Source organism: Arthrobacter sp. FW305-BF8 (assembly GCF_021789315.1).
Lineage (GTDB): Bacteria > Actinomycetota > Actinomycetes > Actinomycetales > Micrococcaceae > Arthrobacter.
This window is the reverse complement of record NZ_CP084561.1, coordinates 2,923,052-2,938,086: the sequence shown is the minus strand read 5'-3', so window position 1 is coordinate 2,938,086 and position 15,035 is coordinate 2,923,052. Positions and strand designations below refer to the sequence as shown.

The following is a 15,035-nucleotide window of genomic DNA, read 5'->3' as shown; positions in this document are numbered from 1 at the left end:
CCGGTGGCGGCCGGTCTCCGCGCTTTCCTGGAGGCCGGCCGCTCTTTGGTCGCCATTAAGCCTAACGGGGTCTGCCGCTGGCTAAGGACTTCCGGCTGTGGTAACGGGAGCGTGCAGGACGGGGAAATTTACGCTACGGGCAATGAAGCACACCTGGTTGGCCTCGTGATGCATCCGGTCCGCCAGCGCGATGTGCCCCGGATCCGCAACCGTCACCTGCGGGCGCAGCGTGACGGTTTCGAACTGGCCGCTGCCGTCCCGGTTGAGCCGCATCATGCCGGTGGCGTTGTCCGCATAGGACAGGACCACCACGCCATGCTTCACCGCAACGTGCAGGAAGGACAGCATGTGGCACTGTGCGAGCGCCGTCAGCAGCAGCTGCTCGGGGTTGTACCGGGAGCGGTCGCCGTGGAAGGTGGGATCGGCCGAGCCATGCAGGACCGGCAGCCCGGGAATTTCGATGTCATGGTCCCGGGAGTAGTCCCGGTAGGACGACGTGCCACTTCCAAGGTTGCCGGTCCAGCGGACCGTCAGCGCATAGTGGTGTTCGTTGAGTGCCATTGCCTAGGCATCCGCCGCGCGGGCCCGCAGCGCCCGGGCCACGCCGTCGCGGTTTTCCAGCATCATCCGGCGCAGCGCAGCGCTTTCCTCCGGCAGCGACGCAAGGAACGCGTCGGTCCGGTCCACGGTGGCCTGGCTGGTCAGCTGCGCCGGGTACAGCCCGACGACGATCTGCTGGGCCAGGGCATTGGTGCGCTCGGCCACGATTCCCGGGACGGCCTCGAAGTATTTCTCAGCGAACGGCTCCAGCAGCGCCGTGTCCAGCACGCGCGTGAACCCGGCGACGGCCGAGGCCTGGATGGCGTTGGAAAGCTCGCCCTTGACCACGATCGACTCCCAGGCTGCCAACTTGGCCTCCGGGGTGGGGATGGCGGCCTTGGCCAGGGCGGCCGCGTTCTGGCCGCTGGAGGTGTTGTCCCGCTGCAGTTCCGCGTCGATGTCCGCCTGGCCCAGCCTGCCGCCGGCCACGAGGGCGGCCACGAGCTCCCAGCGGAGGTCCTGGTCCACGGTCAGGCCGGGCAGGGTGTCCGAGCCGTCCAGCAGCCCGGCGATCCGGTCCAGCTGCTGACCGCTGCGCGCAAGGAGCGCGAACGATTTGATGAACTGCAGCTGGGCGTCGGACCCGCCCGGCACGTCCGTGGCAAGTTCCCAGAGACGGTCGACGGCGGCAACGGTGGTGGCTTCGCGGTGCTCCTCGGCAACGTAGAACGTAAGCGTGGTGGCCAGTTGCCGCAACTGCACCAGGATCACGGAGGAATCAGACTCGGAGGCGATGTTGGCCAGGATCAGGTCGACGTATCCGCGGGCGGGGCTTTCCCCATCCCGTGCAGCGTCCCAGGCCGAGCCCCACACCAGCGTCCGCGGCAGGCTCTCGCGGAAATCCTTCAGGTGCGCCGTGGCGGTGGCGAGGGACTGTTCATCGAGCCGCACCTTGGCATACGCGAGGTCATCGTCATTGAGCAGGATGAGGTCCGGCCGCTTGAGTCCGGCGAGTCCGGGGACCTCGGTGCGCTCTCCGTCGACGTCGAGCTCTTCCCGGTGCACGCGCTCGAGCGTTCCCTCGCCGGTGAGGTCATAGAAGCCCACCGCCAGGCGGTGCGGGCGGATGGTGGGCTGCTCGTCAACCGCTGACTGCAGGATGGCGAACGAGGTGATGGTGCCGTCGTCGTCCACCGCCAGCTCCGGCTTGAGCGAGTTCACGCCGGCCGTTTCGAGCCACAGGCGGCCCCACTGGTCCAGGTCGCGTCCGCTGGCCTTCTCCAGCTCGACCATCAGGTCACCGAGCTCGGTGTTCCGCCAGGAATGCTTTGCAAAGTATTCACGCACGCCGGCCATGAAGTGGTCCGGCCCCACCCAGGCCACCAGCTGCCGCAGCACGGAGGCACCTTTGGCATAGGTGATGCCGTCGAAGTTCACCTCGACGTCCTGCAGGTCGTTGATCTCGGCGAAGACCGGGTGCGTCGTGGGGAGCTGGTCCTGGCGGTAGGCCCACGACTTCTCCACCGAGGCGAACGTGGTCCACGCGCTCTGGAACTTGGTGTTCTCCACCGCGGCCAGGTGCGACATGTATTCGGCGAAGGATTCGTTGAGCCAGAGGTCGTTCCACCAGCGCATGGTCACGAGGTCGCCGAACCACATGTGGGCCAGTTCGTGCAGCACGGTGATGGCACGGCGTTCCACCTGCGCCTCCGGGACCTTGCCGCGGAAAACGTAGCCTTCGAGGATGGTGACGGCTCCGGCGTTTTCCATGGCGCCGGCGTTGAACTCCGGGACAAACAGCTGGTCGTACTTCTCAAACGGGTAGGGGCAGCCGAACTGAGTCTCGAAGAACTCGAAGCCCTGGCGCGTGAGCTCAAAGATGTTGTCCGCGTCCAGGTACTGCATGAGGGACTTGCGGGCGAAGACGCCAAGCGGAACGACGCGGCCATCCGAACTGGTGACGTCGCTGCGCACCGACTGGTACGGTCCGGCGATCAGCGCGGTGACGTAGGAGGACAGGCGTGGCGTGGGCGGAAAGTCCCAGACCGAGCGGGCGGCGCCGTCGTTCCCCGGTGCCGCCACCGGCTCCGGCGTCGGCGAATTGGAGATGACGTCCCAGTGCGAGGGTGCGGTGACGCGGAACCGGAAGGTGGCCTTGAGGTCGGGCTGTTCAAAGACCGCGAACATGCGGCGCGAGTCCGGCACCTCGAACTGCGTGTACAGGTACACCTCGCCGTCCACCGGGTCCACGAAGCGGTGCAGGCCTTCGCCCGTGTTCATGTAGGGAGCGTCCGCCACGACGGTCAGTTGGTTGTCCGCAGCAAGGTCCGGCAGCTGGATCCGGACGCCGTCGGACACCTCGGCCGGGTCCAGTTCGCGGCCGTTCAGGCTCACGCTGTGGACGGCGTCCGTCACGGCGTCGATGAACGTCGAGGATCCCGGCGCCGCCGTGAACCTGACAGTGGTGGTGGAACCGAAGACCGTCGCCCCCTTGGTCAGGTCCAGGCTGACATCGTAGGAGTCGACGGCGATCAGGGCGGCGCGCTCGCGTGCTTCGGCGCGGGTCAGGTTCATGCCTGGCAAGGTTGTGCCTCCAGAGGTTGTGGTGGTGCGGGCAGGCCCGGCCCGCCGGCTGCCGCGCACGGTAGTCACGCGTGCGGTTGCATCACTGTGAAGCCATTGTTTCATTTCGGGGCCGCTTGGCAAGTTGCGCAGCTCACTTCCCTGGCCCAACTCCGGGCCCGTTCCCTGCGGCAGTCCTCTCCGGCCGGCCGGGGCAGGGGTAGCGTTAAGGCATGGGAAAGATCCTCGATGCTGTGGACACCAAGGCGCTGCGGTTCGCGATCGGCTTCCCAGTGTTGCTTGCCGCCGGGTTCGCGGTCTGTGCCGTGCTGTTGCGGCCGGATCTGCCGGAACCGCTGGCGGTCATGTGGAATAACGACGGCGGCACCGCCTTCGCTCCGTTCCCCGCCTTCGTGGGCGGCGGGGCAGCCCTGATCGTCATCACCGGCTGGCTGGTGCTGCTGCAGTCCGTGCCGGTGTCGCGGCCAACCGTGATGCGCCGGATCATGATGGGCGCGGGGCTGACGGTGAGCCTTTTCGTCACCACCGTGCTGGCGGCCGCCCTCGTAGGCCAGGCCGGTGTGGCTGACGCACGCCAGTCAAGCGTGGACATGATTGTCCTCGCCTCGGGCAGCGGCGCCGCCCTTGCCCTGGGGGTCATCATCGGGTTCGTGTTCAAGGCGGACCAGCAGTGGACACCGGAGGATGACCGTGCCCTGCAGCAGGCCCTGGAACTTGAGCTCGACCCTGAGCTCGTCCGCGATTCCGTCCGGTTCTGGGTGCATGCGCGCAGCTCGGTCTTCGTCATGATCGCCATAGCCAGCCTGTTTCCAGCTTCCCTGATCGCGATCGCCGTGCCGTGGCTCGCAGCGCTGCTCGTGGCGGCCGCGCTGGTGGGCGCCGCGTTCCTTTTCGCCCGGGTCACCGCGGACCGGAGCGGTCTGCGGGTCTTCCTTGCAGGCATCCTGCGTGTCATCGACGTCCCCGCCGCCGCCATCTCCGCAGCCCAACCAGCCGACGTCCGAGCCGCCGACTACGGCGGGTGGGGCTACCGCAACCACGACGGAACCGCAGCGGTCCTCGTCAGCAGCGGCCCCGCCGTCGTCGTCCGCAAGACCGACGGCCACAAGCTTGCCGTAAGCGGCGGCAACCCCGACTCGGCCGCCCGTCTGGCAGAGGTCCTGACACGTGTTGCGGCAAGGGCCCGCCGCGACGCCCGCCCGCCGGATACCCACCCGTCAGCTTAGGACGGCAAGGACGCGTAACTGCCGCGTCATTGCCCGGGCGGACCCCGCCCGGGGGAAGCGCAGCGAGTACTCTTGGATCTGTTGATTTGCCCTGTACCAGCCCGGCCGCGCCCCGGTGCTCATGACTGAACGGAAGCTACCGTGACAACAAACCCTGCATTTCCGCGGGTCCACATCGCCACCGACCACGCCGGCATGGAGCTGAGCGCCCATCTGGTCAAGCACCTGACCTCGAACGGCTACGACGTGGTGGATCACGGGCCCAAGGAATACGACGCCCTGGACGACTACCCGTCGTTCTGCATCAACGCGGCGCTCGCAGTGGTGGCGGACCAGGAAGCAGGAATCCACGCGCTGGGCATCGTGCTGGGCGGATCCGGCAACGGGGAGCAGATCGCGGCCAACAAGGTCAAGGGCGTCCGCGCCGCCCTGGCCTGGAACCACTCCACCGCCACGCTGGCCCGCGAGCACAACGATGCCAACGTCGTGGCCGTCGGCGGGCGCCAGCACAGCGTCGAGGAGGCCACGTCCCTGATCGAGGCCTTCCTGCAGGAGCCCTTCAGCAACGACGAGCGGCACGTCCGCCGCATCGGCAAGATCGCCACCTACGAAACCACCGGCGAGATCGTCGAGTAGTGCCGGAAGGCCACTCCATACACCGGCTGGCCCGCCAGTTCGGTGACGTGTTCGCCGGCGAGCCGCTGGCTGTCAGCAGCCCCCAGGGCCGCTTCGCCGCCGGCGCCGCACTGCTGGACGGACACACCATGGTGCACGCGTCCGCCCATGGAAAGCACCTGTTCCTGCACTTCGAGCACGCACTGGTCCTGCACGTCCACCTCGGCCTCTACGGGGCCTGGGATTTCGGCGGGGACAGCCAGTTCCGCGGGGCCTCCAGCATCGGCGCGCCCCGCCGGGTGGGGGAACGGGAAGTGGCCGATGGCACTGGGTCATCAACCGACGGGCCCGGTAACGATGCTGCGCCCGCCGAGTACGCCGGGCCGCCGGCGCCGGTGGGAGCGGTGCGGGTCCGGCTGGTGAGTGACCACGGCTGGGCCGACCTGCGCGGTGCCACCACGTGCGCGGCCATCACCGACGCAGAGGCGGCAGCCGTGCTGGACAGGCTGGGTCCCGATCCGCTCCACAACACTGGCGGCAGCAGGGACGACTTCATCCGGCGCGTCCTGGCAAAGTGGACGCCGCTCGCCACGCTGCTGATGGACCAGAAGGTGATTGCCGGCGTCGGGAATGTCTACCGGGCCGAAGTGCTGTTCCGCGGCAGGATCGACCCCCTGCTTCCCGGCCGTGCGCTCACCGCGGACGCCGCCGGCCTCCTCTGGGATGACACCGCCGCGGTGATGGCCGACGGCGTCCGCGACGGTCGGATCATCACCACCACCGCCGGATTCTGGACCCGGAGCGGCCAGCTTCCGCCGGGGGAGGAGGCGCACTTCGTCTACCGCCGCCACGGCCAGCCCTGCCGGGTCTGCGGCACTCCGGTTGCCCTGGCCGAACACGCCGCCCGCAAACTGTACTGGTGCCCCTCCTGCCAGCAGCCCGTATGAGCTGATGGGCCCGGGCCTGAGTCGCTGCCCAGGGTCGCTGGGATGCCAGTGGGGCTTAACGCAAGAGAGGCCCCTCAACGAGGGGCCTCTCTTGGTGTGGAGGGGACGACGGGAATCGAACCCGCGTAATCAGTTTGGAAGACTGAGGCTTTACCATTAAGCTACGTCCCCGAGGAAAGCGTTGCGGCGCCGGCTTTTGGGGGCGCGGGCCTTGGGCTTTTCTTCGGCGGCTGTTCAAGCCGGATATAACTAAACCTAATTCATGTCCCAACTGTCAAATGTGCAATCACGGCGGGGATGAACGTAGACTGTCCTGTGCATTACGGGGTGTAGCTCAGCTTGGCTAGAGCACCTGCTTTGGGAGCAGGAAGTCGCAGGTTCAAATCCTGTCACCCCGACTCTGCGGCCCGGGCCCCAGGCCTGGTCACAACAACGCGTTTGCAGAACCCATCCAACAAAACCAGGAGTACTTAGACCGTGAAGAGCGCTGTCGAGAACCTCACCCCCACGCGGGTCAAGCTCAATGTTGAGGTCCCCTTTGAGGAATTGAAGCCCAGCATCGACGAGGCATACAAGACTGTTGCTTCGCAGATCCAGGTCCCTGGCTTCCGTAAGGGCAAGGTTCCCGCCAAGCTGATCGACCAGCGCGTCGGCCGCGGCTACGTCCTGGAGACCGCCATCAACGAAGGCCTCAACGGCTGGTACCAGGCTGCAGTCCAGGAGTCCGGCATCCACCCCCTGAGCCGTCCCGAGGTTGAGATCACCGAGGTTCCGGATCCTTCCGCCACCGATGGTGAGCTGAAGTTCCAGGCGGAGGTTGACGTCCGCCCCGAGATCGAACTGCCCGACTACGCCGGCATCAAGGTTGAGGTTGCCGCGGCAGAGTCCTCCGACGCAGACGTCGACAAGGCCCTGGACGAACTGCGCGGCCGCTTCGGCACGCTCAAGTCCGTGGACCGCCCGGCAGCTGACGGCGACTTCCTGAGCATCGACATCACGGCGAGCATCGACGGCGCCGAGGTGGACTCCGCTTCAGGGCTGTCCTACCAGGTTGGCGCCGGCACCATGCTCGAGGGCATGGACGAGGCCGTCACCGGCCTGAGCGCTGACGAGGACGCCATCTTCGACACCACCCTGGTGGGCGGCGACCACGCCGGCGAAGCCGCGCAGGTCAAGGTTGTCGTCAAGTCCGTCAAGGAGCGCGAGCTGCCCGAGGCGAACGACGACTTCGCCCAGCTGGCGTCCGAATTCGACACGCTGGCCGAACTGCGCGAGGACCTCGCCAAGCAGGCCGCCGACTCCAAGGTCGTCGAGCAGGGCGTCGAGGCACGCGACAAGGTCCTGGACAAGCTCGTTGAGCTGGTTGAGGTTCCCGTTCCGGAGTCCGTCGTCGAAGAGCAGCTCGAGCAGCACTTCAAGGCCGAGAACTCCCACGGTGAAGGCGAGCACGACACCGAAGAGCACCGCGCCGAGGTCAAGGCCAACACCGAGCGCGCCTTCCAGAACGAGATCATCCTCGACGCCATCGCCGAGAAGGAAGAAGTGGGCGTCAGCCAGAACGAGCTGATCGACTACATCGTCACCACCGCCAGCCAGTACGGCATGGACCCGAACCAGTTCGCCCAGATCATCGACCAGAGCGGCCAGGTTCCCATGATGGTCTCCGAGGTCCGCCGCCGCAAGGCGCTGGCCGTCGTCCTGGGCCAGGCCGAGGTCACCGACTCCGAGGGCAACAAGGTTGACCTCAGCGACTTCGTCCGCCCCGGCGGCGAAGAGGCTCCGGCCGTCGAAGCCGAAGCAGAAACCGAAGCTGAAGAGGCAGCCGGCGAGACCGTCGCGAACAACGATCCCGCGGCCGTGAAGTTCTAGCAGCACCACGCATCAGCGGCGTCAGCCCCCGGGTCCTCGGATCCGGGGGCTGGCGCGTTAACGGCCGGTGTACAGCTCCCGCTGGCAATCGTGCGCCGTCAGCGAACAGCGCGATTCCGACGAACAAATCCGCTCCGAAAGCGGTTAGTGTCCAAGTAGTGAAGTTCAGTGATGTCGTTCAGTGATGTCACCGTCACCAGCGAGAGGTAAGTACAAATGTCACAGCAAGCAGCGGCCCCCCGCATGGCAACCGTCGATCCTGCAGCCCAGGACAACTACATCTACAACCGCCTGCTGAAAGAGCGCATCATCTGGCTTGGCTCCGAGGTCCGCGACGAGAACGCGAACGCCATCTGCTCACAGCTGCTGCTGCTTTCCGCCGAGGATCCCAACAAGGACATCTACCTCTACATCAACTCGCCCGGCGGCTCGGTGACCGCCGGCATGGCCATCTACGACACCATGCAGTTCATCCCCAACGATGTCGTTACCGTCGCCACCGGCCTGGCGGCCTCCATGGGACAGTTCCTGCTGTCCTCCGGCACCAAGGGCAAGCGCTACGCCACCCCGAACGCCCGCATCCTGATGCACCAGCCCTCCGGCGGCATCGGCGGCACGGCTTCGGACATCAAGATCCAGGCCGAGCTGATCCTCCACATGAAGAAGGTCATGGCTGAGCTCACGGCGGACCAGACCGGACAGACCGTGGAAACCATCCTCAAGGACAACGACCGCGACAAGTGGTTCACGGCCACCGAGGCGCTGGAATACGGCTTCTTCGACAAGATCTCGGCACACGCAGGATCGGTCGCGGGCGGCGGCGGAACCCAGAACGCGTCATCCAACGGCCAGAGCTAAACCGGCACCAAGACAGAACTGAATCCAGGAGCAATGAACATGAACTACAATTTCGGATCGTCTGCCGGTAACCTGCCGACAAGCCGCTACGTCCTGCCGCAGTTCGAGGAGCGCACGCCGTATGGCTTCAAGCGCCAGGATCCCTACACCAAGCTCTTCGAGGACCGGATCATCTTCCTTGGAGTGCAGGTGGATGACGCCTCTGCCGATGACATCATGGCGCAGCTGCTGGTGCTCGAGTCCACGGACCCGGACCGCGACATTACCCTGTACATCAACTCGCCGGGCGGCTCCTTCACGGCCATGACCGCGATCTACGACACCATGCAGTACATCCGCCCTGAAATCCAGACCGTGTGCCTGGGCCAGGCCGCAAGTGCAGCGGCCGTGCTGCTGGCAGCGGGAACGCCGGGCAAGCGCCTGGCGCTGCCCAACGCCCGCGTCCTGATCCACCAGCCGGCGCTGTCCGGCGGCCAGGGCGGACAGGCATCCGACCTGGAGATCCAGGCGGCCGAAGTCATGCGCATGCGGACCTGGCTGGAGGAGACCCTGGCCAAGCACTCCGGCCGGACGCCGGAACAGGTCAACAATGACATCGAGCGCGACAAGATCCTCACCGCGGCCGAGGCTCAGGATTACGGCCTGATCGACCAGGTCCTTGATTCCCGCAAGATCAAGCCGCAGGCACTCGCCCGGTAAAACAGGCGCCTGCCCGCTAAATGCGGACACACGCGTAAACAGCAGTAACGGACGCCGGTGCGGTTTAGATTTTTGAACCGCACCGGCGCCCGGTTTCCACCCCTCGGGCCGAATGTGACCTAGAGTGGATGTAAATCATTGCCGGATCCCGGCCATGGTTAGATTCAACCGGTGCAAAGCTGCCCTTGCGGCAAGATACTAAGGGGTTCACATATGGCTCGGATTGGCGAGAGCGCGGATCTGCTCAAGTGCTCTTTCTGCGGCAAGAGCCAGAAGCAGGTGCGCAAGCTCATTGCCGGGCCCGGCGTCTACATCTGCGACGAGTGCATCGAGCTCTGTAACGAGATCATCGAGGAAGAACTCGCAGAGGTCGCCGATCTGGGCAGTTTCGAACTGCCCAAGCCCCGCGAAATCTTCGACTTCCTGCAGGAATACGTCATTGGCCAGGAACCGGCCAAGCGTTCCCTCGCGGTCGCGGTCTACAACCACTACAAGCGGATCCAAGCCGGCCACGCGCCCAAGAGCGGCACGCTGGCCGATGGCGTCCACCACGATGACGTTGAAATCGCGAAGTCCAACATTCTCCTCATTGGCCCCACCGGCTGCGGCAAAACCTACCTTGCGCAGACCCTGGCACGCCGGCTGAACGTCCCCTTCGCCGTCGCCGACGCCACCGCCCTGACCGAAGCCGGGTACGTGGGCGAAGACGTGGAGAACATCCTCCTCAAGCTCATCCAGGCCGCCGACTATGACGTCAAGAAGGCCGAACAGGGCATCATCTACATCGACGAGATCGACAAAATCTCGCGCAAGAGCGAAAACCCCTCGATCACCCGCGATGTCTCGGGCGAGGGCGTGCAGCAGGCCCTGCTGAAGATCCTCGAAGGAACGGTTGCCTCCGTTCCGCCGCAGGGCGGCCGCAAGCACCCGCACCAGGAATTCATCCAGATCGACACAACGAACGTCCTCTTCATCGTTGCCGGCGCCTTCGCCGGCCTGGAGGACATCATCGGTTCCCGTTCCGGCCGCAAGGGCATCGGCTTCGGAGCCCCGCTGAACGAGGTCAAGAACACCGACTCCTATGGCGAAGTGATGCCGGAAGACCTGCTGAAGTTCGGGCTTATTCCGGAGTTCATCGGCCGCCTGCCGGTCATCACCACTGTCTCCAACCTTGACCGCCCCGCCCTGATCCAGATCCTGTCCACGCCCAAGAACGCCCTGGTCAAGCAGTACCAGAAGATGTTCCAGCTGGACGGCGTGGAGCTGGTGTTCGACGACGATGCCCTGGACCTGATCGCCGACCAGGCCCTGGAACGGGGAACCGGAGCCCGCGGGCTGCGCGCCATCATGGAGGAAGTCCTTCTCCCGGTCATGTTCGATCTGCCCAGCAGGGACGACATCGCCAGCGTGGTCATCACCGCTGACGTGGTGGGCAAGAAGGCCCAGCCCACCATGATCACGCACGACGTCGTGGCCAAGCGGCGGAACAAGTCCGCTTAGCCGGCTTCCATCCGCCGGGCCGGAATAAAACGGCCCGATCCATCGCTGTCCCTTAAGCGCGCCCTGCGAGTATGGCTCTGCGGCGCGCCACACGCCACACCCCGAAGACTTCCCTGAGGAGATTTGCTGTGTCTGAAACCGCCCCAAATAAGGCTGACTTCTGGTTCGACCCCCTCTGCCCGTTCGCCTGGATCACGTCCCGCTGGATCGGCGAGGTGGAAGGCGTCCGCGACATCCAGACGGAGTGGCACGTCATGAGCCTGTCCGTGCTGAACGAAGGCCGCGACCTCGATCCCAAGTACCGCGAGGCCATGGACAAGGCCTGGGGGCCTGTCAGGGTCATCATCGCCGCACAGGAACAGCACGGCGACCACGTGGTCAAGCCGCTGTACGACGCCATGGGTTCACAGATCCACGACGGCGGGCAGAAGGACTTCTCGATCGTCATCAGCAAGGCACTGGCCGACTGCGGCCTCCCCGCCGGGCTGGCAGCAGCCGCCGGCTCGGACGAGTACGATCCGCAGCTGCGCGAGAGCCATGAAAAGGGCATCTCCCTGGTGGGCCAGGACGTCGGAACCCCCGTGGTCGCCTTTAACGGCACCGCGTTCTTCGGGCCCGTCCTCACCCGCATTCCGCGCGGGGAGGAAGCCGGGAAGATCTGGGATGCGTCGGTCACGCTGGCGTCGTACCCGCACTTCTTTGAGATCAAGCGCAGCCGGACTGAAAGCCCTGCCTTCGACTGACCGTTTGAGCCCCGGCTGAACTACATGAGAGTAGTTCCGCCGGGGCTCTTGCGCATCCGCAAGAGGAGGACAAAGATAGTTCTTACCCACTTCGAAAGAAGTGAGACGCAGGAACCAAAGATTCAGTGACATGCTTCCAACGCAGCCTTCGGCAAAGTTAGAAGCAGGCTACCGGTGACAAGGTAGGAAGACCTGAAATTCTAAGGATCTTGCCAGACTGTCAAAGATGTCACCAGACAGCCGAAAAGTCGAAGCCCCACCAACGGCAAAACGCTGATGGGGCTTCCCCTTTGCCCGAAATAGGGCGGTGCCCAAAAATAGGCCGGTGAGCCCGGAATGCTCCGGGCTCACGTCGCATCAGGCCTGCGCTGGCTCCTCGGCCGGGGCCAGTTCAACATCGCTCACGGTAAGCTCGCCCTCGCCGGTGTTGAGGGTGATCTCCTGCGCGTTGGCCGCTGCCTTGAGGTCTCCAAGGCCTGCCTGAAGCTGGGCTACGAGCGACTCCGTCGCCGTGATCGTCGCCGACAGGACCTCGGTGCGCTGCTTGACCTTGGCCTCGGACTTGGCCTTCCGGATGCCGCTGAGCGCAATGCCCACGGTGCCGAGCATGCCGGTGTCGCCGTCGGTGATCTCCAGCGGCGCCGGCCACGCGGCGCGGTGCACGGACCCGGCCCGCCACCAACCCCAGACCTCTTCGGTGGCGAAGGGCAGGAACGGTGCGAACAGCCGCAGCAGCGAATCCAGCGTGGTGGCCAGGGCAGCGAGTACCGAAGCCTGCTCGGTCTCGCCCGCGGCCCCGTAGGCACGGTCCTTGATCAGCTCGACGTAGTCGTCAGTGAACTGCCAGAAGAACGATTCGCTGATCTGCAGCGCCCGGGCGTAGTCGTAGTTGTCGAACGCCTTCGTGGCCTGGGCCACGACGTCGGAGAGCTGGGCCAGCAGGGCACGGTCCAGGGGATTCGTCAGGACAGACAGATCGGTGGATACCACCGAATTCTCCGTGGCACCCAGGTTCAGGACGAACTTCGAAGCGTTCAGCAGCTTGATGGCCAGGCGCCGGCCGATCTTCATCTGCGCGATCTCGTAGGCGGTGTCCGCGCCCAGGCGTGCGGAGGCAGCCCAGTAGCGGACAGCGTCCGAGCCGTACTCGTTCAGGACGTCCGTCGGCACCACCACGTTGCCCTTGGATTTGGACATCTTCTTGCGGTCCGGATCCAGGATCCAGCCGGAGATGGCCGCGTGCTTCCAGGGCGCGACGTCCTGCAGGGCGTCCGCACGGACGACGGAGGAGAACAGCCAGGTGCGGATGATGTCGTGTCCCTGGGGGCGCAGATCGAACGGGAACACCTTCGCGAACAGGTCCTCGTCCCGGCTCCAGCCGCCCACGATCTGCGGGGTCAGGGACGAGGTGGCCCAGGTGTCCAGCACGTCAGCGTCACCGGTGAAGCCGTTGGGCTGGTCGCGCTGCGATTCGTCGTAGCCGGGCGCGGCGTCAGCCGCAGGGTCCACCGGCAGTGACTCGTCCGAGGGGATGACAGGGCTGTCGTAGTCAGGGTTGCCCTGGGCGTCCAGCGGGTACCAGACCGGGATCGGCACGCCGAAGAAGCGCTGGCGGGAGACCAGCCAGTCCCCGTTGAGGCCGGCAATCCAGTTCTCGTAGCGGGAGCGCATGAAGGACGGGTGGAAGTCGATGTCATTGCCGCGGCCGATCAGGCGTTCACGGCGGTCCTCGTCGCGGCCGCCGTTGCGGATGTACCACTGCCGGGACGTCACCACCTCGAGGGGCTTGTCACCCTTTTCGAAGAAGTTCACCGGGTGGGTGATCTTCTTGGGTTCGCCGTCGAGCAGGTCCGCGGCCGTGAGCAGCTCCACCACTGCCTCCTTGGCCGAGAAGACCGTCTTGCCGGCGATCGCTGCGTAGGCCTCGCGGCCGGCATCCGTGGTGATCCACTCCGGGGTCTCGGCGAGGATGCGGCCGTCGCGGCCCACGATCGCACGGGTGGGAAGCTGGAGTTCGCGCCACCAGGTCACGTCGGTAAGGTCGCCGAAGGTGCAGACCATCGCGATGCCCGAGCCCTTGTCCGCCTTGGCCAGCGGGTGGGCCTTGACCTCCAATTCGACGTCGAACAGCGGGGACTTCACGGTCTTGCCGAACAGCGGCTGGTACCGCTCGTCGTCGGGGTTTGCCACCAGGGCGGCGCAGGCCGCGAGCAGTTCGGGGCGGGTGGTCTCGATGAAGATCTTCTCGCCGTCGGCGGTGAAGAACGGGTAGCGGTAGTACGCGCCCGGCACCTCGCGGTCCTCGAGTTCGGCCTGGGCCACGGCGGTGCGGAAGGTGACGTCCCAGAGCGTGGGGGCCTCGGCCATGTAGGCGTCGCCGGCGGACAGGTTCGCGAGGAAGGCGCGCTGGGACACAGCGCGGGACGTGTCGTCGATGGTGCGGTAGGTGAGGTTCCAGTCAACGGACAGGCCAAGGGTCTGGAACAGGTTCTCGAAGACCTTCTCGTCCTCGACCGCGAGTTCCTCGCAGAGTTCGATGAAGTTCTGACGGGAGACGACGTCGAAGTCCCGCTGGTTCTTCGCCGGCTGTGCCGGCGGCTGGTAGTCCGGGTTGTACGGAATGGCGGGATCGCAGCGGACACCGTAGTAGTTCTGGACGCGGCGCTCGGTGGGCAGGCCGTTGTCGTCCCAGCCCATCGGGTAGAAGACGTTCTTGCCGGTCATGCGCATGTAGCGGGCCTGCACGTCGGTCTGCGTGAAGGAGAACATGTGGCCCACGTGGAGGGAACCGGAAGCGGTGGGCGGGGGAGTGTCGATCGAGTAGACCTGCTCCCGGGTGGTGTCGGGGTCGAACCGGTAGGTTCCTTCCTCGAGCCAGCGCTGCGTAAGGGCAGCTTCCAGGCCCTCGAGGGCCGGCTTGTCGGGAACGTTGATGGGGGCGGTGGCGGGCGTGTCTGTACCCTGCGTTGATTCAGCCATGGGCCAATTGTTTCATGCCGGGCATTTGTTTCCTGCCGGGAGGTGCGTGCCTGCTGCCGGATGCCGGGAGTAGCATGCCGCCTATGGGCACAGCAGACGCTTCCTTTGCGATCAAACGCATCTATGAGGAACCCGCGGACGACGACGGCTGCCGGGTTCTGGTGGACAGGCTCTGGCCACGCGGGGTCAGTAAGGAAAGGGCCCAGCTGGAGCTGTGGCTCAAGGAAGTGGCGCCGTCGCCGCCGCTGCGGCAGGAATTCGCCCACATGCAGGAGCGGTTCGAGGACTTCCGTGCCCAGTATGAGGACGAGCTGGCGGCCAATCCCGCGGTGGACCAGCTCCGGGACCTGGCGGCGAGGCACCGGAAGGTAACGCTGCTGTACGCGGCCCGGGATCCGGAGGTGAACCATGCCAGGGTTCTGTTGGAGTTCCTGGCAGCCCGGGGTTCAGGAAAGTAAGCGGTTCGCGGAAGTAAA

General features: G+C 65.6%; 12 protein-coding genes and 2 tRNA genes. 10 read left to right on the top strand and 4 right to left on the bottom strand.

Annotated elements, in window-relative coordinates; translation table 11 throughout:
* Positions 1 to 81 precede the first annotated feature (81 nt).
* Positions 82 to 561, bottom strand: coding sequence for an OsmC family protein (locus tag LFT45_RS13115; RefSeq protein ID WP_236803677.1), 480 nt, complete (start codon positions 559 to 561; stop codon positions 82 to 84).
* A 3-nt stretch (positions 562 to 564) separates the two neighbouring features.
* On the bottom strand, positions 565 to 3,114 hold the full coding sequence (gene pepN, locus LFT45_RS13110; RefSeq protein ID WP_236803675.1) for an aminopeptidase N: 2,550 nt from the start codon (positions 3,112 to 3,114) through the stop codon (positions 565 to 567).
* A 221-nt stretch (positions 3,115 to 3,335) separates the two neighbouring features.
* On the opposite strand from pepN, the gene LFT45_RS13105 reads away from it, so the two are divergent.
* The 3 genes from LFT45_RS13105 (at position 3,336) to LFT45_RS13095 (ending at position 5,911) form a co-directional block, all read left to right on the top strand.
* Positions 3,336 to 4,349: a hypothetical protein gene (locus tag LFT45_RS13105; protein ID WP_236803673.1), complete on the top strand. Its 1,014-nt coding sequence runs from the start codon at positions 3,336 to 3,338 to the stop codon at positions 4,347 to 4,349.
* Positions 4,350 to 4,490: 141 nt separating this feature from the next.
* Entirely contained in the window at positions 4,491 to 4,985 is a 495-nt protein-coding gene (locus LFT45_RS13100) for a ribose-5-phosphate isomerase (protein WP_236803671.1), read from the top strand.
* Positions 4,985 to 5,911 (top strand): Fpg/Nei family DNA glycosylase, encoded by a 927-nt coding sequence (locus tag LFT45_RS13095; RefSeq protein WP_236803669.1) that lies wholly within the window; start codon positions 4,985 to 4,987, stop codon positions 5,909 to 5,911. Before LFT45_RS13100 ends, LFT45_RS13095 begins: the two co-directional genes overlap by 1 nt.
* Positions 5,912 to 6,008: 97 nt before the next feature.
* Here LFT45_RS13095 and LFT45_RS13090 read toward each other — a convergent pair.
* Positions 6,009 to 6,082 (bottom strand) — tRNA-Gly (locus tag LFT45_RS13090).
* Positions 6,083 to 6,234: 152 nt separating this feature from the next.
* Between LFT45_RS13090 and LFT45_RS13085 the strand changes: the two genes are divergently transcribed.
* The 6 genes from LFT45_RS13085 to LFT45_RS13060 all read left to right on the top strand — a co-directional run bounded on the left by LFT45_RS13085 (position 6,235) and on the right by LFT45_RS13060 (position 11,580).
* A tRNA-Pro gene (locus tag LFT45_RS13085) sits at positions 6,235 to 6,309 on the top strand.
* Between the two features lie 79 nt (positions 6,310 to 6,388).
* On the top strand, positions 6,389 to 7,780 hold the full coding sequence (tig, locus tag LFT45_RS13080) for a trigger factor (RefSeq protein WP_236803667.1): 1,392 nt from the start codon (positions 6,389 to 6,391) through the stop codon (positions 7,778 to 7,780).
* 243 nt (positions 7,781 to 8,023) lie between these two features.
* Entirely contained in the window at positions 8,024 to 8,638 is a 615-nt protein-coding gene (locus LFT45_RS13075; RefSeq protein ID WP_003803391.1) for an ATP-dependent Clp protease proteolytic subunit, read from the top strand.
* Positions 8,639 to 8,677: 39 nt separating this feature from the next.
* Entirely contained in the window at positions 8,678 to 9,337 is a 660-nt protein-coding gene (locus LFT45_RS13070; RefSeq protein WP_236803665.1) for an ATP-dependent Clp protease proteolytic subunit, read from the top strand.
* Positions 9,338 to 9,550: 213 nt separating this feature from the next.
* Positions 9,551 to 10,837: an ATP-dependent Clp protease ATP-binding subunit ClpX gene (gene clpX, locus LFT45_RS13065; RefSeq protein WP_111905596.1), complete on the top strand. Its 1,287-nt coding sequence runs from the start codon at positions 9,551 to 9,553 to the stop codon at positions 10,835 to 10,837.
* A gap of 128 nt (positions 10,838 to 10,965) precedes the next feature.
* The gene (locus LFT45_RS13060) at positions 10,966 to 11,580 is read left to right on the top strand and encodes a mycothiol-dependent nitroreductase Rv2466c family protein (RefSeq protein ID WP_236803664.1); all 615 of its coding nucleotides are present in this window, start codon (positions 10,966 to 10,968) and stop codon (positions 11,578 to 11,580) included.
* A gap of 357 nt (positions 11,581 to 11,937) precedes the next feature.
* Here LFT45_RS13060 and valS read toward each other — a convergent pair whose 3' ends face one another.
* The gene (valS, locus tag LFT45_RS13055) at positions 11,938 to 14,559 is read right to left on the bottom strand and encodes a valine--tRNA ligase (protein ID WP_236803662.1); all 2,622 of its coding nucleotides are present in this window, start codon (positions 14,557 to 14,559) and stop codon (positions 11,938 to 11,940) included.
* An 83-nt stretch (positions 14,560 to 14,642) separates the two neighbouring features.
* Here valS and LFT45_RS13050 point away from each other — a divergent pair, with 83 nt between their 5' ends.
* Positions 14,643 to 15,017: a DUF488 domain-containing protein gene (locus LFT45_RS13050; RefSeq protein WP_236803660.1), complete on the top strand. Its 375-nt coding sequence runs from the start codon at positions 14,643 to 14,645 to the stop codon at positions 15,015 to 15,017.
* The last annotated feature ends 18 nt before the right edge of the window (positions 15,018 to 15,035 follow it).